Below are 17,120 nucleotides of genomic sequence, written 5' to 3'. Positions count from 1 at the left end.
GGGTGAGCGCTGGCGCGGGCGCGAGGTCCCGGGGAGCGGTCAGCAGGCGGGCTGGAACGGCGGTCGACTGTGACTGTCGCTCGGCATGGAGGATCCGGGTTGGGATTGCTGCGGCGCGAAGGCCGCGTGCCGGGGCTCGATGCGCCCGGGCGCGGCCTGCGTCAAGGGCGGAACCGACCGGGCGACTGACGATTTCGTCAACGTCCGCGACAGGCCGCGCCGGGCGGCCGCAGGAGGCTCTCGATGGCGATCGCCCGCACCTTCACCGCCTTCTCGGCGGCGGTCGCCCGGGCGGCCGGCAAGCCCGCCACCTTCGCGATCAGCCTCATGGTCATCGTGGCCTGGGCCGTCAGCGGCCCGCTGTTCGGCTTCTCGGACACGTGGCAGCTCATCATCAACACCGGGACGACCATCGTGACCTTCCTGATGGTGTTCCTGATCCAGAACACCCAGAACCGCGACGGCGCGGCGATCCAGGCCAAGCTCGATGAGCTGATCCGCGCGAGCGCGGCGCAGAACACCTATATCGGCATCGAGCATCTGACCGAGGAGGAACTGGACGGCCTGCGCGCGCGCTGCGAGGCGCGGGCGCGCAGCTTCCGGGCGAGCGAGGCCGCGGATGCCGCCGAGGAGGCGGCCAACCTCAGGGCGGCCCGCGCGGCGGCGGAGGCCGCCGGGCATTAGGCGCAACGATCGCGCCTCCGCCGGTACCGGGGACTCGACAGCCGCCCCGTCCCGCGGGCAATCATCGGGGATGGTCCGCGCCGCTTCCTCCCGATGACGATCCCCGCATGACGATCGAGATGCTGCTGGCCGCCGCCCGCACCGCTCAGGCGCGGGCGCACGCGCCCTATTCGCGCTTCAGGGTCGGCGCCGCCGTGCGGGACGAGACCGGGGCGGTCCATGCGGGCTGCAACGTCGAGAACGCCGCCTATCCGGTCGGCACCTGCGCGGAGGCGGGCGCCATCGCCGCGATGGTGGCGGGGGGCGGCCGGCGCATCGCGGCGATCCTGGTGCTGGGCGAGGGTGAGGCGCTGGTGACGCCCTGCGGCGCCTGCCGCCAGCGCATCCGGGAATTCGCGAGCCCCGACACGCCGGTGCACGTCGCGGGGCCGGAGGGCGTGCGGAGGAGCTTCACCCTCGGCACCCTGCTGCCGGATTCCTTCGGCCCCGACACTCTGGGTCTGCCCGGGTGAGCGCGGACGATCCCCGCCTCGCCGAGGCCGCCGCCGTCCTGCGGGCGCGGGGCTTCGGCGGTCCCTTCGCGCTCGCGGTCGTGGCCGGCACCGGGCTCGGGCCGCTCGCGGAGGCCCTGGCGGCGCCGCGCCACCTCGCCTATGCGGAGATCCCGCATTGCCCCGTCTCGGGCGTCACCGGTCATGCCGGGCGGCTCGTAGCCGGCCGCCTCGCCGGGCGCGAGGTGCTGCTGTTCCAGGGGCGCACCCACCCCTACGAGCGCGGCGAGGCCGGCGCCATGCGGATTCCGCTGGGGCTGGTGGCGGCTTTGGGCGCGCCGCCGCTCCTCCTCACCAACGCGGCCGGCTCGCTCCTGGCCGAGGCGGGGCCGGGCAGCCTCGCGCTCATCACCGACCACCTGAATCTCGCAGGCATGAACCCGCTGATCGGCGAGCCCGCCGACGGCCGCTTCGTGCCGATGGTGGACGCCTACGATCCGGCCCTGCGGGCGGGTCTGCGGCGCGCCGCGGCGGTGGCGGGGCTGCGGCTGCACGAGGGGGTCTATGCGTGGTTCGCCGGCCCGAGCTTCGAGACGCCGGCGGAGATCCGCATGGCCGGCCGGCTGGGCGCCGACCTCGTCGGCATGTCGACGGTGCCGGAGGTGATCCTGGCCCGGTTCTTCTCCCTGCGCGTCGCCGCCCTCTCGCTGGTCACGAACTACGCGGCGGGCTTCACCGGCGGGGCGCCGAGCCATGCCGAGACGAAGCGGGTCGCCGCCGCGGCCGCCGGGGACGTGGTGCGCCTCCTCACCGCGTGGCTGGAGGACCTGTCGTGATCCCGCCCGGCAAGGCCCGCGCCGTGGCGCGCCGCGCCCTGCCGCTCCTCGACCTCACCGACCTCTCGGAGACCTGCGGCGAGCCGGCGATCGCGGCCCTCTGCACGAAGGCTCTGGCGCCGGGCGGACCGGTGGCGGCCGTGTGCGTCTGGCCCCGCTTCGTGCGCGCCGCCGCCGGGCTCCTCGCCGGCACGCCGGTGCGCATCGCCACGGTGGTCAACTTCCCGCAGGGCGGCGAGGACGTCGCCGGCACGGTGGCGGCCACGGAGGCGGCGCTGGCGGACGGCGCGGGCGAGATCGACCTCGTGCTGCCCTACCGGGCGCTGATGCGCGGCGACGAGGCCGCCGCCCGCGCGATGGTGGCGGGCGTGCGCCGCTGCGTGACCGGCGGGCGCAGCCTCAAGCTGATTCTGGAGACGGGAGAACTCGGCGATCCGGCGCTGATCGACCGGGCGAGCCGGCTCGGTCTCGACGCGGGCGCCGATTTTCTCAAGACCTCGACGGGCAAGAGCCCGGTCTCGGCGACCCCGGACGCCGCGCGCGCGATGCTGGAGGCGATCCGGGCCGCGGGGTCGGGTGCGGGGCTCAAGGTGTCGGGCGGCTTGCGGCGGGTGGAGGATGCCGCCACCTACCTGGCGCTCGCCGACCGCGTCATGGGGCCGGGCTGGGTCTCGGCCCGCACGTTTCGGCTGGGGGCCAGCAGCCTGCACGACGCGCTGTCGTCGGCGCTGGCCGGGGAGGGGTGAGGCGTGCTGCTGCCGCAGGAGATCATTCGGGCCAAGCGCGAGGGGGCGGTGCTGCCGCCCGAGGCGATCGAGCGCTTCATCGCCGGGCTCACGGAGGGCCACGTCACGGAAGGGCAGGCGGCGGCCTTCGCCATGGCGGTGTGCTGGCGCGGCCTGTCGCTGCCGGAGCGCGTGGCGCTGACCCGCGCCATGACGCTCTCCGGCACGGTCCTGTCCTGGGATCTGCCCGGCCCGATCCTCGACAAGCACTCGACGGGGGGCGTCGGCGACACGGTGAGCCTCGCGCTCGCGCCGCTCGTGGCGGCCTGCGGCGGCTTCGTGCCGATGATCGCCGGGCGCGGCCTCGGGCATACCGGCGGCACCCTCGACAAGCTTGACAGCATTCCGGGCTACGCCACCGCGCCGGACGTCGCGCATTTCCAGCGGGCCATGCGGCATGTCGGCTGCGCCATCATCGGCCAGACGCCGGACCTCGCCCCGGCCGACCGGCGGCTCTACGCGATCCGCGACGTCACCGGCACGGTCGAGTCGCTCGATCTGATCACCGCCTCGATCCTCTCGAAGAAGCTCGCCGCCGGCCTCGGCGGCTTGGTGATGGACGTCAAGGCCGGCTCCGGTGCCTTCATGGCCACGCGCGAGGAGGCGCAGGCGCTCGCCGAGAGCCTCGTCACGGTGGCGAACGGGGCGGGCCTGCCGACCCGCGCCGTCCTCACCGACATGGATGCGCCGCTGGCGAGCGCCGCCGGCAACGCGGTCGAGGTCGTGTACGCCCTCGACTATCTCACCGGCCGCCGGCGCGAGCCGCGCTTCCACGCCGTCACCCTGGCGCTCGGCGCCGAGATGCTGGTGCTGGGCGGCCTCGCCCCCGATCACGCGGCGGCCACCGCCCGGCTGGAGGCGGCGCTCGCCTCGGGGCGGGCCGCGGAGCTGTTCGGCCGCATGGTCGAGGCCCTGGGCGGTCCGGCCGACGTGGTGGAGCGCGCCGACCGGCACCTGCCCGACGCCCCGGTGCGGCGGCCGGTGCCGGCGCCCCGGGCCGGCCGCGTCGCCGCCATCGCCACGCGCGAGATCGGCCTGGCGGTGATCGGCCTCGGCGGCGGCCGCACCAAGCCGCAGGGCACGATCGACCACGCGGTCGGCCTCACCGACCTTGCCGGTCTCGGCAGCGAGGTCGGTGCGGGCGAGCCGCTCGCCACGGTGCATGCGCGCAGCGAGGCCGCGGCGGAGCGCGCCGTCGCGGCGGTGCAGGCGGCCTACCGGATCGGGGAGGGCTCGGCGCCCAGCGGCGATCCGATCCTGGCCCGGATCGCGTGAGGTTTTGGCTCCTCGGCGGGTCGCGAGAGCGAGCACCGCCGGATCTCCCTCGACGATGGCCGAATGCGAAAGGCGCGTGCGGGAGTGAGGGCCGTTGGCGATTGCGCACAGGCCTGCGGCCCGCCTGAGGGCTCTACCCGCCGAGCGCCCCGAAAAACCCGGCCGCGGCTGCTCCATCGCGCGTCCGGGACAAGGCGCGGCGCCGGCCCACGCCATGAACCGGACGCCGCACGCGCCTGCGACGGAGGGAGGCCGCCCTCAGCAGCAGCGGAATCCCCCGCGACCGCCGACGCCGAAGCGGGCGTTCTGGCGGTCGCGGAAGAACTCGGTCGGGGTCATCGGCTCCCGATCCGGGTGGGTCTTGCGGACATGCGCGACGTAGACGTCGTAATTGCCCTGGCCCACCATCAGCCGGGCGCCGTCGCAGACGCACTTGGTGAGGAGCGCCCAGCGTTCGCGCAACGCCTCGGATGGCTGCGCCATGACGCTCACTCCGCCGCGGCCGGGGCGCCCTGGGGATCCGCCTCCAGGGCGGTCCAGGTCCGGGCGCGATAGGCGGTGAGGCAGGACTTCACCCCGAAGGCGACGATCGCCACCACGACCGCGACGAACAGCACGGCCAGCACCGCGTCGATGCGATCGTTGAACACGATCTGGCGCATCTGGTCGAGGTCCTTGGCCGGGGCCAGCACCTTGCCCTCCGCCAGCGCCGCCGCGTAGCGGTCGGCGTGCGACAGGAAGCCGACGCGGGGATCGGCGGAAAAGACCTTCTGCAGCCCGGCCGTGAGGGTGCAGGCCACCAGCCACAGGGTCGGCACGATGGTGATCCAGGCGTAGCGCTCGCGCTTCATCTTGAAGATCACCACCGTGCACAGCGTGAGCGCGATGGCGGCGAGCATCTGGTTCGAGATGCCGAACAGCGGCCACAGCGTGTTGATGCCGCCGAGCGGGTCGGTGACGCCCTGATAGAGGAAGAAGCCCCAGGCCCCGACGCACAGAGCGGTCGCCACGATGCTCGGCCCCCACGAGGCGGTATCCTTGAAGGCCGGCACCGCCACGCCGATCAGGTCCTGCAGCATGAAGCGGCCCGCCCGGGTCCCGGCATCGACCGCCGTGAGGATGAACAGGGCCTCGAACAGAATGGCGAAATGGTACCAGAACGCCATCATGGCCTTGCCGCCGACGACGTTCGAGATGATGTGGGCCATGCCGACCGCGAGCGTCGGCGCGCCGCCGGCCCGCGAGATGATGGTGTGCTCGCCGACATCCGAGGCGGTCTGCTGGATCGCCTCGGGGGTGATCGGGAAGCCCATCCTGGTCACGGCCGCCGCGGCGGTCTCGGGGGTGGTGCCGACGATGGCCGCGGGCGCGTTCATGGTGAAGTAGACGCCCGGATCGATCACGCTCGCCGAGACCAGCGCCATCACGGCGACGAAGCTCTCCATCAGCATGCCGCCGTAGCCGATGAAGCGGGCATTGACCTCGTTGTCGATGAGCTTCGGGGTGGTGCCCGACGAGATCAGGCTGTGGAAGCCCGAGACGGCGCCGCACGCGATGGTGATGAACAGGAATGGGAAGAGGGAGCCCGACCAGACCGGGCCGGTGCCGTCCACGAACTTCGTCACGGCGGGCATCTGCAGATGCGGGGCGAGCACGAGGATGCCCAGGGCCAAGCCCACGATGGTGCCGATCTTGAGGAAGGTCGACAGGTAGTCGCGCGGGGCGAGCAGCAGCCAGACCGGCAGGATCGAGGCGACGAAGCCGTAGCCGATCAGCATCCAGCACAACTGCGTGCCCGTGAAGGTGAACATCGCCGACAGGGTCGGGTCGGTCGAGACCGTCTGGCCGTAGATGATCCCCAGCATCAGCAGCACGAAGCCGAGGATCGACACCTCGCCGATCTTGCCCGGCCGGATCCAGCGCGAGTAGACGCCCATCAGCATGGCGATCGGGATGGTCGCCATCACCGTGAAGGTGCCCCACGGGCTCTCGGCCAGGGCCTTGACGACGATGAGCGCCAGCACCGCCAGGATGATCACCATGATCATGAAGGCGCCGAACAGCGCGATGATGCCGGGAATCGTGCCGAGTTCGGCCCGGATCAGCTCGCCGAGCGAGCGCCCGTCGCGGCGCATCGAGACGAACAGCACCATGAAGTCCTGCACGGCGCCCGCCAGCACCACGCCGGCCAGGATCCAGAGCAGGCCCGGCAGGTAGCCCATCTGGGCGGCGAGAACCGGGCCGACGAGGGGTCCGGCCCCGGCGATCGCCGCGAAATGGTGCCCGAACAGCACGTACTTGTCGGTGGGGACGTAATCGAGCCCGTCGTTGTGGCGGATCGCCGGCGTCGGCCGGTTCGGGTCGAGCCGCATCACGTGCCGGGCGATGTAGAGCGAGTAGTAGCGGTAGGCGATCAGGTAGATCGAGACCGCCGCGACGACGATCCAGAGGGCGTTGACGGTCTCGCCGCGGGTGGTCGCGACGATGGCGAGGGCGGCGGCACCGAGGGCACCGACGAGGGCCCACGGCCCGTGATTCCGGATGGCGGTCATGGCGTCTCGCTCCCGGGATCGGCCGCGACGGCGGCCGTTAGTATTGGGGCAATGGTAGGTCCCTTTCCACCTGCGGCTAGACCTCCCTGCGCCGAATGCGGCGCCCGCTGCACTCCGCGGGTTCGACGGCGCGGGTGGGCGCCACGCGCGGCGAGGCGGGCCGCCCCGATCCGGCGTCAGGCGTATTGCGCGAGGCCGCGGCCGAGCGACCAGTTCTCCCTGGCGCCCTCCACGAGATTGATCAGGATGTCCTCCGGCCGGATGCCGGGATCCTCGCCGAGGAGTTCTACGATCCGACGGTAGAGCGCCTTCTTCTGCTCGACCGTCCGAGTGTTCATGGCACTGATCTGTACGAAGATCACGTTGCTGCTGCGATCGATACCGCCGTAGGTGGCGCCATAGCGGAAATTCGCGGGATCGTGCTCCGTGATGGTCATGAACTGATCATCGTCCGGCACGCTGAACGTCTCGCGCATCGCGCGGTACAGGCCGTCGAAGATCGCCTGGCGGTAGGCATCGGATTGTCCGGCGCGCATTGCGATGAAGGTGAGCGGCATGGCGGGTTTCCCTGTGGCCCTTCGCCGGTGTAGACGGCGCCCCTTCATTTCGATATGCTATTGAAGCTGATTTCAAAAATAGTGATGCGTGATGATTGCGGCTCCTCTCGACCTCGATGCGGTCCGGGCCTTCATTCACGTGGCCGAACTGGCGAGCTTCACCCGCGCCGCCGAGGCCACGGGAACGACGCAGGCCGGGATCAGCCTTCGGGTCAAGCGGCTCGAACACCGGCTCGGCTGCCGGTTGCTCGACCGCACGCCGCGCTACGTGCAGCTGTCGCCCCAGGGCGCCGTCTTCCTGGAGCGCGCCCGCGAACTCGTCGAGGCCCATGACCGCGCCCTCGCCATCCTGGCAGAGACGCGCCAGCGCCTCGCGATCGGCATCAGCGACCACGTCGCCGGACCCGATCTCCCGGCCCTCATCGCCCGGATGAACGCGCAGGACCCGCAGCTTCTCATCGAGATCAGGATCGGCTCCTCGGGCGACCTGCTGCAGAGCTTCGACCGCCGCGAACTCGACGTGGTGATCGCCCGGCTGCATGTCGGCCGGGACGACGGCGAGGTCCTGGCGGAGGAGGGGTTTGGGTGGTTCGCCGCGCCCGGCTGGCAGCCGCGCGCGACCGAGCCGCTGCCTCTGGCGACGCTCGCCGAGCCGTGCGGCGTGCGCGCCATGGCCGGGCGCCTGCTCGACGAGGCCGGCATCCCCTGGACCGAGGCCTTCGTGGGCGGCGGCGTCGCGGCCGTCGCCGCGGCGGTGTCGGCCGGTCTCGGCGTGGCGGCGCTGGCGCCCCGCATGCTGCCGCTCGGCGTCGTCGATGTGGGCGCGAGGCTCCGCCTGCCGGCCCTGCCGCGCCTGCCGATCCTGCTCCACACGCGGGTCAGGGGCGGCCCGCCGCGCCAAGCCCTCGCGGCCCTGTCGGCGGCCTTCCGGAGCGCTGTGCGGGTTTAGCGGGGCATCCGGCGGCAAGGCACACGCGACGTGACGGCGTCGTGGCTCGCGAGACGAGCGCGTCTGCGCCCTGCCGGCAGGCCCTAAGCAGACTTGCGTTGGCAAGCCAACGCTTCGTCCGCTTAGGTTCTTGTTTTTTCGCAGATTTTTATCGCAAAACCGGCGACCACTTTTGCGAAATCTGCTTAGCCCGAGCTCTGCTCCGACAGGATGTGCTCGTAATCGAGGTTGGCGGTCTCGATGACGATCTGGGTCCGGCTGATGACGCCGAGCTTGCGCAGGATCTCGGAGACGTGGGCCTTCACGGTGGAATCGCCGACGCCGAGTTCGTGCGCGATCTGCTTGTTGAGCTTGCCCTGCCGGATCATCAGCAGCACCCGCACCTGCTGGGGCGTGAGTTCGGCGATGCGCTCGGCGATCGGCGGTTTGCCGCTGCGGGGCGCTTCGCCCTCCGGGCCGCCCATGCCCTCGGGCACGAAGATCGAGCCGTTGAGCACGTCGGTGATGGCCCGGGTCAGCACGGCCTTGCCGGCGGCCTTGGGCACGAAGCCCGCCGCGCCATGGCTCAGCGCCTCGCGCACGATGCGCGGATCGTCGAGGCCGGAGACCACCAGGATCGGGATGCGGGGAAAGCGGGTGCGGATGGCGATGAGGCCGTCGAAGCCGTTGACGCCGCGCATGGTGAGGTCGAGCAGCGTGAGATCCACCGAGCGCAGCCGCGAGAGCGCCGCGCAGGCGCTGTCGATGCCGTCCGCCTCCTCCACGGCCGCCGCCGGAAACGCGAGGCGCACGGCACTCGTCAGGGCTTCTCGGAACAGCGGGTGGTCGTCGACGATCATCAGGTGCATGTCCGACCCCTCCGCGACGGGCGCCGGCGTGTCGTCCGGTGTCCTCCCGCGATGAGGAAGCACATGGTTGGCCGGACGGGTCAATCCCACCATCGGACTGCGATATCCCTTTGCTGCCGGGGGAGCCGGAGCCGCGGCCTCCTGGCCTGTGCCCCATCGCCCCGCATGCGGATCCGGCGGGTGTATCCCGCACGGCCCGGCTGGATCGGGTCGAGGCTGCGGCGTCCCCGACTGTCGTTCCGGGACGATGCGCCCCGACGGCATCTACGAATAGTGAGTAAATACGAACCGCTTGACTGTGTGAACGGCCTAGCATGGACGGCAGGTCTGCTTCTAGTGTGCTTTGGTATGAAAGGATCGGTTGACGCAACGTCCCGGAAGGTTCTGCACCTTGGTCCAATAGTCGCCGGGCGCCGCTCGGCCCTATCGTGGTGATCTCAGCGGTCGGAGGAAACGTCGCCGCGAAGCAGGCGGGATCGGGGCCGGCATCCTGGCGGGCGCGCCTTCTCGGGTGCGGCCGCCGATCGCGGGGGCGATCGTCGCCCCGATCCCCAGCGCAGGCGCAGCTGCCGCACCGGCTGCGCCTGCGCACCCTGCTTTAACCGGCACACCACCCTCCCTGCCGTTGCAACGACCCAGCCCGCGCCGCATAATGCGGCCACCCGGCAGCGCGGCCGGGCCTGGGAGAGAAACAGTGGCGCAGGGCACGCGTTCGTGCTCGCACCTGTGCGGCATTCAGACGGCCTGGACCGACGAGCCCGCGGCGGAGACGGCGGTGGCGGCTCTGGCCTCCGCGCTCGAATGCGGCCGGGTGGCACAACTCATCATCTTCTTCTCGCCGACCTACGGGGTCGAGGCGCTGGCCGAGGCATTCGGCCGGCACTTCCCGGGCGTGCGCGTCTCGGGGTGCACCTCCTCGGGCGAGATCAGCCCGATGGGCGGGCTGGCGCGCGGCCTCGTGGCGGTGGCCTTCCCGCGGGAGGGGTTCCGCATCGCCACCGCGCTGCTCGAACGCATCGGCCAGCTCGACGCGGAGCGCGCCGCGGCCTCGATCCGGACGCTGCGCGCGGATCTCGACGCGATCGGGCAGGGGGGCCAGCGCTTCGCCATCACCCTCATCGACGGGCTGGCCAATTCCGAGGAGACGGTGATCTCGGCGGTGGCCACCGGGCTCGACGGCATCCCGCTCGTCGGCGGCTCGGCGGGGGACGAACTCACCTTCAGCGACACCGCGCTCATCCACGACGGACAGGTGCACCGGCGCGCCGCGGTCCTGCTGCTCGTCGAGACCGATTTCCCGGTGGAGATCTTCAAGAACCACAATTTCGAGCCGACCGAGGTCAAGTTCGTCGTCACCGACACCGACCACGACAGCCGGGCCGTGCGCGAACTCAACGCCGAGCCGGCGGCGGCCGAGTACGCCCGCGCGCTCGGCCTGCCGCTCCAGGCGCTCTCGCCCGCCAACTTCGCCGCCAACCCGCTCGTGGTGCGCATCGGCGGCGATTATTTCTGCCGCTCGATCCGTCACCTCAACCCGGACGGCTCGCTCAGCTTCCACTGTGCGGTGGACGAGGGCGTGGTGCTGACGCTGGCGCGGCAGAAGGACATCGTCGAGGCGACCCGCGAGGAACTCGCGCGGCTCGACGCCAATCTCGGCGGCCTCGACCTCGTCATCGGCTTCGAATGCGTGCTGCGGCGCCTCGACGCCGAGCTTCACCAAGTCCGCCACAGCATCTCGGACCTCTACCGCCGCTACAACGTCGTGGGCTTCGAGACCTACGGCGAGCAGTTCCGTTCCATGCACCTCAACCAGACCTTCACCGGCATCGCGATCGGCCGGCAAGCCGCTCCGTGAGACCCGGTCCATGAGCCAGTTCATGAGCATCGGCCTGCTCGACGGCGCGCCCGCCCCCGACACCCGCGACGACACCGAGGCGCTGCACCGGCGCATCGCCAAGCTGGAGCGCATCAACGCCGCCCTGATGTCGCAGGTCGAGCGGTCGATGGACCAGCGTGGCTCCGCCTACTCGCTGTTCCAGACCGCGATCACCCTCGAAGGGCAGGTTCGGGCGCGCACCGAGGAACTCACCGCGCTGATGCGCAGCCTGGAGCGCTCCAACCAGGCGCTCACCGCCGCCAAGGAGGAGGCGGAGCGGGCCAACCGCTCCAAGACCCGCTTCCTGACCGCGGCGAGCCACGACCTGCTCCAGCCCCTCAACGCCGCGCGGCTCTCGCTCTCCGCGCTCGGCGACCTCGCGGTGAGCCGGGAGGCGGAGGCGATCGTCGGCCAGGTCGAGCGCGGCCTCCAGACCATCGAGGACCTGATCAAGACGCTCCTCGACATCTCCAAGCTCGATGCCGGCCTGATCCAGCCGGCGCCCCGCAGCCTCAAGGTGGCGGACGTGATGGCGAGCGTCGAGGCGAGCTTCGGCCCGCTCGCCGCCCGCAAGGGCCTGCGGCTCGCGGTGCGGCCCGGCGGCCTCTGGGTGTCGAGCGACCTGCTGCTGCTGCAGCGCATCCTGCAGAACCTCGTGTCGAACGCCATCCGCTACACCGAGACCGGCGGTGTCCTGGTGGCGGCGCGCCCCCGCGGGGACAGGGTGCGCATCGACGTGATCGATTCCGGGGCCGGCATTCCGGAGGCCGACCGCGACCTGATCTTCGAGGAGTTCCACCGCGGCGGGCGCGAGAGCGTGGATGGCGAGATCGCGCTCGGCCTCGGCCTCTCGATCGTGCGCCGCTCCGCCGAGGCGCTCGGCCATCGCCTGACGCTCGCCTCGCGGGTCGGCCACGGCTCCCGCTTCACCCTGATGCTGCCGCAAGCCGCCCCCGAGGCGCCGCGCCCCGTGCAGCCGGTCGTCCTGCCGACGAGCCTCACGGGCGCCCGCATCGCGGTGATCGAGAACGACCGGGGGGCGCTCGAAGCGCTGGCGCGGCTGTTTCAGCACTGGGACGCCTACGCGCTCGCGGCCCGCGACCACCTGAGCCTGATGCGCCTGATGCCCGGCTCCACCTGGGTCCCGGATGTGATCATCGCCGATTACCACCTCGACGGCGGCGCCTGCGGACTCGACACGGTGACGTGGCTGCGCTCGATCCACGCCAGCAACATCCCGGCCGTGGTGACCACCGCCGACCATTCCGCGGAGGTCGAGGCGCATGTGCGGGCGGTGGGCTGCGAGCTGATCCACAAGCCGATCAAGCCGGCGCAGCTGCGCGCCCTGCTGGCGCACCTGCTGACGCGGAACTGAGCGGGGCGGGAACCCGACGCCGCGGCAGTCCACGTCGGACGATCGCTCTTCAGAACATCCCGTCCACCACCTCGAACAGGCCGTCGCGGTTGAGGGTGTGCAGCCCGTCACGCGCCCAGGCCGGACCGGGCCGGATCGTCGCCGCGAGCGTCTGGCGATAGGTCAGCGGGGTGAGGTCGTCGACGCGGCACAGGCCCAGCGCCGAGCCGTAGCCGTCCGTGGCGTCCTGCACCGGGCGCCACAGGGTCCCGTCGATCCGGAAGCACTGCCCGCCGGGCCGTGCCTGACGCAGGTCCACCACCACCGGGTTGAGCGGGTGCGGCGTCCAGGGGCCGAGGAGGTCGGGGGCGTGGAAGAGGCTCAGGGTGTCGCGCACCGAGGCTTGGTAGGGATGCGTGCCGGCGAACATCCACCACAGCCCGTCCGCGCGGGTGAGCGTCACGTCGGAGGCCGCGATCCCGTCGAGGAGCACCGCCACCCGCTCCCAGGAATCCGGCAGCCGGCGGGCGCGGTAGAGCTCCACCCGGCCGCAGGCCGAACTCTCCGGGATCATGAACACCGCGCCCTCGTGCGCGAACACGAACGGGTAGGAGAGGTGATGCGGCTCTTCGAGCACCGGCCGCACCGGGCCGATGCGGCCCTCCGCCACCTCGGCCACCGCGATCAGGCCCTTCTGGCGGGCGTAGCAGTATTCCTCGACGAAGAGCCAGCGCCGCCCCTGCGCCGAGAACGGGAACGGGTCGGCGTAGTAGCGCCGGCCGTCGTCGGGCAGCACCGCGTATCCGGTCTCCGGCAGGCGCCGGGTCAGGCCGAGGAAGTCGTCCGCGTGCGCGAGCTGCCGCCAGCCGACGCGCCAGCGGGTCGCGCGCACGCAGAGGCCGGTGAGGCGATCCCCCGCCTTGCGGGCGAGCGTGGCGGCCGCGAAGGCCGCGACCGCCCCGGCGCCGATCGGGCGCGCGGGCGCCGCGGCCCCGCCGCCTGCGCTCGCCGGCCGCCGTCCGGCCTCGGCGAGGCAGAGCGACAGCACCGTGGAGAAGACCCGGTTGAGCGCCCGCGTCAGCACGGTGCGGCTCTCGATCGCCGGCCGCAGATCGGGGCCGAGCGCCGGGCTCGCCCCCGCGAAGGAGAGGCGCACCGCGCGATCCTCCAGGATCGCCCCGATCAGCGCCTCGTCGCCGGCCTCGCCGTCGTAGAGCGGCGACAGGGCGCCGCCGCCCGGTGCGCCCGTGAGGTCGATGGTGCGGTCGGGGATGCCCTGGGGGCCCAGCCACGCGCCGGGCAGGGCCTCCGGGTCGAGGAGATCGGCCGCCTGCGCGCCGGTGAGGCGGAAGATCGGCCGCTCCAGGGCGAGAAGCAGGCGCAGCGCGGCCGGGTAGGGGCGCCCGGGCACGGGTTCCACCTCGACCGCGAGGCCGGGCCGGGCCGCCAGCGCGTCGAGGAGCCAGAGCTGCCAGCGCCACAGGCGCAGCGGGTCGAGGCGCACGCGGATGCGGCGGATGCCGGACGCGACGGGATCGGGCAGGACCGGCGAGGCCGGATCGGCGCCGGCGGAGAGCGGGGCGTTCAGCATCGGCGGGCACCTGCGGCCGCGGAGCGGACGGTCGCGGGGGAGGCGTGCAGGGTGATGGCGAGGCCGAGCAGCAGGAAGACGGAGGACGATTTCGTCGCCAGACCGTTGTTGCTCAGCGCCACGACGAAGAAGGCGACGACCGCCATCGTGACCGGCCATGCCGCGCCGATCAGGACGATGCGCACGAGGCGCGCCAGCATGCCGAGCAGCAGCACGGTGCCGAGGATGCCGAGCTGCACCACGAAGATGACGAGCGCGCTCTCGATGTAGGGCAGGTCGTAGCGCTCGCGCACCAGCTTCACGACCGCGTTGATGTCCCCGCCGACGAGCAGGTCGTGCCAGGAGAGCAGCCCGAAGACCTCGTAGACGCGGACGCGCGCCATCGCGTTGTCGTCCGCCATGCCGCCGGCGAAGCGGCCGAAGGCCCCGGCCGCCGCGAGCCCGCCGAGCAGCACCGGCCCGACCAGCAGCACGCCCAGCACCACGAGGATCTGGCGCTCGCGCCGGCGCTGCGGCGACAGGCCGGCCCCGATGCCCTGGACCAGCACCAGCACCGTGCAGGCGCCCGCCACCAGCGTGGCGAGGCGCGCCCCCGAAACCACGCAGCCGAGGAGCAGGAGGCCGCCCGCCGCGAGCTTGGTCCCGCGCGACCAGTCCCCGGCCGCCGTGAAGCCGATGCCCACCGCGCACCACAGCCCGAGTTCGAGCGGGTGCGGCGTCAGCCCGGTCGGACGGAACACCGCCTCGCCCTCGGTGAAGGGCATCACCCTGAAGCGCAGCGCGAATTCGACGATCGCCAGCAGCGCGCCCGCCACCATGTAGCCGAGCAGCGCGTGGCCCAGCGCGCGCCGCCACGGCACCGGAAACACGAAGACGAGCGCGAAGACGATGAGCGCGACGTAGGAATCCAGCAGGTAGCCGACCGAGGCGCTGCGCCCGGTGACGACCGCGAAGGCGAGCAGCCCGCACACCGCGCCGCAGAAGGCCAGCAGCGCGCGCACCACCCGCAGCTCCCAGGCATCGAGCGTGATGCGGAAGCTGACGAGGGCCATCCCGCCCACCGCCAGGAAGCCCCAGAAGGTCGGGTGGATCTTCTCGACGATCGAGCCGCCATCCGCCGTGTAGTTGATCGCGAGGTCGAGCAGGCGCCCGTTGAGGCCGATGCGCATCAGCAGCAGCGCGCCGTAGGCGAGGAACAGCGCCGTCAGGAGCGGCGTCGCCGGATGATCCGGCCGCGCCGCGGGCACAGATCCGATCCCGCTCATCGCCGCCCCGCTGCGCCGTTCTGCCTCGCCGACGGCCCGGCTCCTGCACAGAAGACGCGCGGTCCGGTTAACATCGGACGAACGGCCCGGTGCGAATCCGCGCGGCCGGGATCTCGGCACGACTGAATGAGCCTCAGTCGGACCCGTCGCGGATCGGCGTAAGACTTTCTTGACCCGGCGACACACAGGGTGCGGCTGCGTTCCGTCTGCGGAGGGTGACTGTGATCGACCTTGCCGAGGCTCCCCCGCCGGCGGCCCCGCGCGGGCTCCGGGCCGGCGCGCCGGCCCGGCCCGTGCGGGTGCTGTGCGTCACGCCGTCCGGCCCCGACGGCAAGGGCGGGATCGACCGCCTGTACCTCTACCTGCGGGAGGGCGGGCGCCTCGCCGAGCAGGATGGTGTCGCGGTGCACTACCTCGCGAGCCGCGGGGAGGCGCAAGGGGCGGGCTGGATCGCGGCCTTTCCCGGCCGGGCGCTCGCCTTCGCGGCGGCGCTGGCGCGATTCCGGCCGGATCTCGTCCACATCAACTTCGCGACCGGCGGCAGCCTCGTGCGCAAGCGCGTGCTGGCGGCCCTCGCCCGCCGCGCCGGCTGCCCGGTGGTGCTCCACTTCCACGGCCAGTTCCCCGTCGACGGCATCGCCCGCCGCGACCTCTCCGGGCGGCTCTTCCTGTCCCTCTGCCGGGCCGCCGACCGGGTGATCGCGCTCGGCGAGGTCTCGCGGGAGCGGTTCGTCGCCCAGGCCGGCGTGGCGCCCGAGCGCCTGCGCGTCGTGCCGAACGGCATCCCGGATTTCGCCGCCCCGCTGCGGCTGCCGAAGATCGCCGCGGCGCCGGGCCGGCCGGTGCGGATCCTGTTCGCGGGCGAGGTCGGCACCCGCAAGGGGGTGCCGGTGCTGATCGAGGCCCTGGCGCGACTCGGGCGGCAGGGCGCCTGGACCTGCACCGTCGCGGGCAACGGCGCGGTGGAGGCCTGCGCCGCGCAAGCGCGCGCGGCGGGCCTCGCGGAGCGGGTGCACTTCACCGGCTGGATCCCCTCGGGCGAGGTGCACCGGCTGATGATCGAGGCGGACATCGTCGTGCTGCCCTCGGAGGCCGAGAACATGCCGCTCTCGCTGATCGAGGGCGCCTGCGCGGGCGCCGCCCTGGTGGCGACGCCCGTGGCCGAGACCCGGGCGGTGGTGCGCGACGGCCTGAACGGGGTGATCGTGGAGCGCGATGCCAACTCCGTCGCCCGGGCGCTCGCCGGGCTGATCGACGATCCGGCCCGGCTCGGGCGCATGCAGGCGGCCTCGCGGCACCTCTACGCGCAGCATTTCACCCTCGAGGCCCTGGCCGAGCGCCTGCGCGCGGTCTACGCCGAGGTCGCTAGGCCCGGATAGGCGAAGGCTGTCCGGCGTCGTCCGAAGGAGATCATCGCCATGCCGAGCTCGACAACGCTGCTTGCCTTCGCGTTCGTCTCGCTCGGCATGGTGCTCACGCCCGGCCCCAACATGATCTACCTCATCTCGCGCTCGATCTGCCAAGGGCGCGTGGCCGGGCTGATCTCGCTGGGCGGCGTGGCGCTGGGCTTCGTGTTCTACGTGCTGTGCGCCGCGCTGGGCATCACGGCGCTGGTGTTCGCGGTGCCCTACGCCTACGACGCGCTGCGGCTGACCGGGGCGGCCTACCTGCTCTACCTCGCATGGCAGGCCGTGCGGCCGGGCGGGCGATCGCCGTTCCAGGTGCGCGACCTGCCGGTGGACGGGCCGCGCAAGCTGTTCGCGATGGGGTTCGTGACGAACCTGCTCAACCCTAAGATCGCCATGCTCTACCTCTCGCTGCTCCCCCAGTTCATCGATCCGGCGCAGGGCAGCGTGCTGTCCCAATCGCTGATGCTCGGCGCCGTGCAGGTCGGCGTCAGCGTGACCGTGAACGCCGCCATCGCGATCGCGGCGGGCTCCATCGCGGTGTTCCTGAGCCGCCGCCCGGGATGGCTCCTCGTGCAGCGCTGGCTCATGGGCACGGTTCTGGCCGGGCTCGCCCTGCGGATGGCGACCGAGGCCCGGCGCTGAGGTCCG

At 72.4% G+C, this 17,120-nt stretch carries 16 protein-coding genes; 10 read left to right on the top strand and 6 right to left on the bottom strand.

Annotated elements, in window-relative coordinates:
* The first annotated feature begins 243 nt into the window (after positions 1-243).
* From MFF61_RS00920 to deoA, 5 genes are all read left to right on the top strand, one after another.
* Positions 244-684, top strand: a complete 441-nt coding sequence (locus tag MFF61_RS00920) for a low affinity iron permease family protein (protein WP_238233229.1) — start codon at positions 244-246, stop codon at positions 682-684.
* A gap of 107 nt (positions 685-791) precedes the next feature.
* A complete protein-coding gene (locus MFF61_RS00915; RefSeq protein WP_238233228.1) occupies positions 792-1,196 on the top strand; it encodes a cytidine deaminase in 405 nt (134 codons plus the stop codon).
* Entirely contained in the window at positions 1,193-2,011 is an 819-nt protein-coding gene (locus MFF61_RS00910) for a purine-nucleoside phosphorylase (protein WP_238233227.1), read from the top strand. The genes MFF61_RS00915 and MFF61_RS00910 overlap by 4 nt, the downstream gene beginning before the upstream one ends.
* The gene (gene deoC, locus MFF61_RS00905; RefSeq protein ID WP_238233277.1) at positions 2,011-2,757 is read left to right on the top strand and encodes a deoxyribose-phosphate aldolase; all 747 of its coding nucleotides are present in this window, start codon (positions 2,011-2,013) and stop codon (positions 2,755-2,757) included. The genes MFF61_RS00910 and deoC overlap by 1 nt, the downstream gene beginning before the upstream one ends.
* 3 nt (positions 2,758-2,760) lie before the next feature.
* The gene (deoA, locus tag MFF61_RS00900; RefSeq protein ID WP_238233226.1) at positions 2,761-4,071 is read left to right on the top strand and encodes a thymidine phosphorylase; all 1,311 of its coding nucleotides are present in this window, start codon (positions 2,761-2,763) and stop codon (positions 4,069-4,071) included.
* Positions 4,072-4,329: 258 nt separating this feature from the next.
* On the opposite strand, the gene MFF61_RS00895 is transcribed toward deoA, so the two are convergent.
* The 3 genes from MFF61_RS00895 to MFF61_RS00885 form a co-directional block, all read right to left on the bottom strand.
* On the bottom strand, positions 4,330-4,554 hold the full coding sequence (locus MFF61_RS00895) for a YbdD/YjiX family protein (protein ID WP_238233225.1): 225 nt from the start codon (positions 4,552-4,554) through the stop codon (positions 4,330-4,332).
* Positions 4,555-4,559: 5 nt separating this feature from the next.
* Positions 4,560-6,623, bottom strand: a complete 2,064-nt coding sequence (locus MFF61_RS00890) for a carbon starvation CstA family protein (RefSeq protein ID WP_238233224.1) — start codon at positions 6,621-6,623, stop codon at positions 4,560-4,562.
* A 176-nt stretch (positions 6,624-6,799) separates the two neighbouring features.
* Complete coding sequence (locus tag MFF61_RS00885; RefSeq protein ID WP_238233223.1) at positions 6,800-7,180, bottom strand: tautomerase family protein; 381 nt, start codon at positions 7,178-7,180, stop codon at positions 6,800-6,802.
* Between the two features lie 91 nt (positions 7,181-7,271).
* On the opposite strand from MFF61_RS00885, the gene MFF61_RS00880 reads away from it, so the two are divergent.
* Complete coding sequence (locus MFF61_RS00880; protein ID WP_238233222.1) at positions 7,272-8,129, top strand: LysR family transcriptional regulator; 858 nt, start codon at positions 7,272-7,274, stop codon at positions 8,127-8,129.
* Between the two features lie 185 nt (positions 8,130-8,314).
* On the opposite strand, the gene MFF61_RS00875 is transcribed toward MFF61_RS00880, so the two are convergent.
* Complete coding sequence (locus tag MFF61_RS00875) at positions 8,315-8,977, bottom strand: response regulator (RefSeq protein ID WP_238233221.1); 663 nt, start codon at positions 8,975-8,977, stop codon at positions 8,315-8,317.
* A 694-nt stretch (positions 8,978-9,671) separates the two neighbouring features.
* On the opposite strand from MFF61_RS00875, the gene MFF61_RS00870 reads away from it, so the two are divergent.
* Together MFF61_RS00870 and MFF61_RS00865 are read left to right on the top strand one after the other, a co-directional pair.
* Positions 9,672-10,832: an FIST N-terminal domain-containing protein gene (locus MFF61_RS00870; RefSeq protein ID WP_238233220.1), complete on the top strand. Its 1,161-nt coding sequence runs from the start codon at positions 9,672-9,674 to the stop codon at positions 10,830-10,832.
* 10 nt (positions 10,833-10,842) lie between these two features.
* Complete coding sequence (locus MFF61_RS00865) at positions 10,843-12,228, top strand: hybrid sensor histidine kinase/response regulator (RefSeq protein ID WP_373324548.1); 1,386 nt, start codon at positions 10,843-10,845, stop codon at positions 12,226-12,228.
* 49 nt (positions 12,229-12,277) lie between these two features.
* Here the strand turns inward: MFF61_RS00865 and MFF61_RS00860 are convergent, their stop codons facing one another.
* Positions 12,278-13,798: a glucosamine inositolphosphorylceramide transferase family protein gene (locus MFF61_RS00860; RefSeq protein ID WP_238233219.1), complete on the bottom strand. Its 1,521-nt coding sequence runs from the start codon at positions 13,796-13,798 to the stop codon at positions 12,278-12,280.
* Positions 13,792-15,045 (bottom strand): VpsF family polysaccharide biosynthesis protein, encoded by a 1,254-nt coding sequence (locus tag MFF61_RS00855; protein WP_238233218.1) that lies wholly within the window; start codon positions 15,043-15,045, stop codon positions 13,792-13,794. Before MFF61_RS00855 ends, MFF61_RS00860 begins: the two co-directional genes overlap by 7 nt.
* A 239-nt stretch (positions 15,046-15,284) precedes the next feature.
* Here MFF61_RS00855 and MFF61_RS00850 point away from each other — a divergent pair, with 239 nt between their 5' ends.
* Positions 15,285-16,442, top strand: a complete 1,158-nt coding sequence (locus tag MFF61_RS00850; RefSeq protein ID WP_238233217.1) for a glycosyltransferase family 4 protein — start codon at positions 15,285-15,287, stop codon at positions 16,440-16,442.
* 39 nt (positions 16,443-16,481) lie between these two features.
* Positions 16,482-17,114, top strand: a complete 633-nt coding sequence (locus MFF61_RS00845; RefSeq protein ID WP_238233216.1) for a LysE family translocator — start codon at positions 16,482-16,484, stop codon at positions 17,112-17,114.
* Positions 17,115-17,120: the final 6 nt, after the last annotated feature.

Origin of the sequence: Methylobacterium isbiliense, assembly GCF_022179325.1 — a bacterium.
In the GTDB taxonomy this organism is placed as follows: domain Bacteria; phylum Pseudomonadota; class Alphaproteobacteria; order Rhizobiales; family Beijerinckiaceae; genus Methylobacterium; species Methylobacterium isbiliense.
The sequence above is the reverse complement of the archived record's forward strand: the minus strand, read 5'-3'. Positions and strand labels throughout refer to the sequence as shown.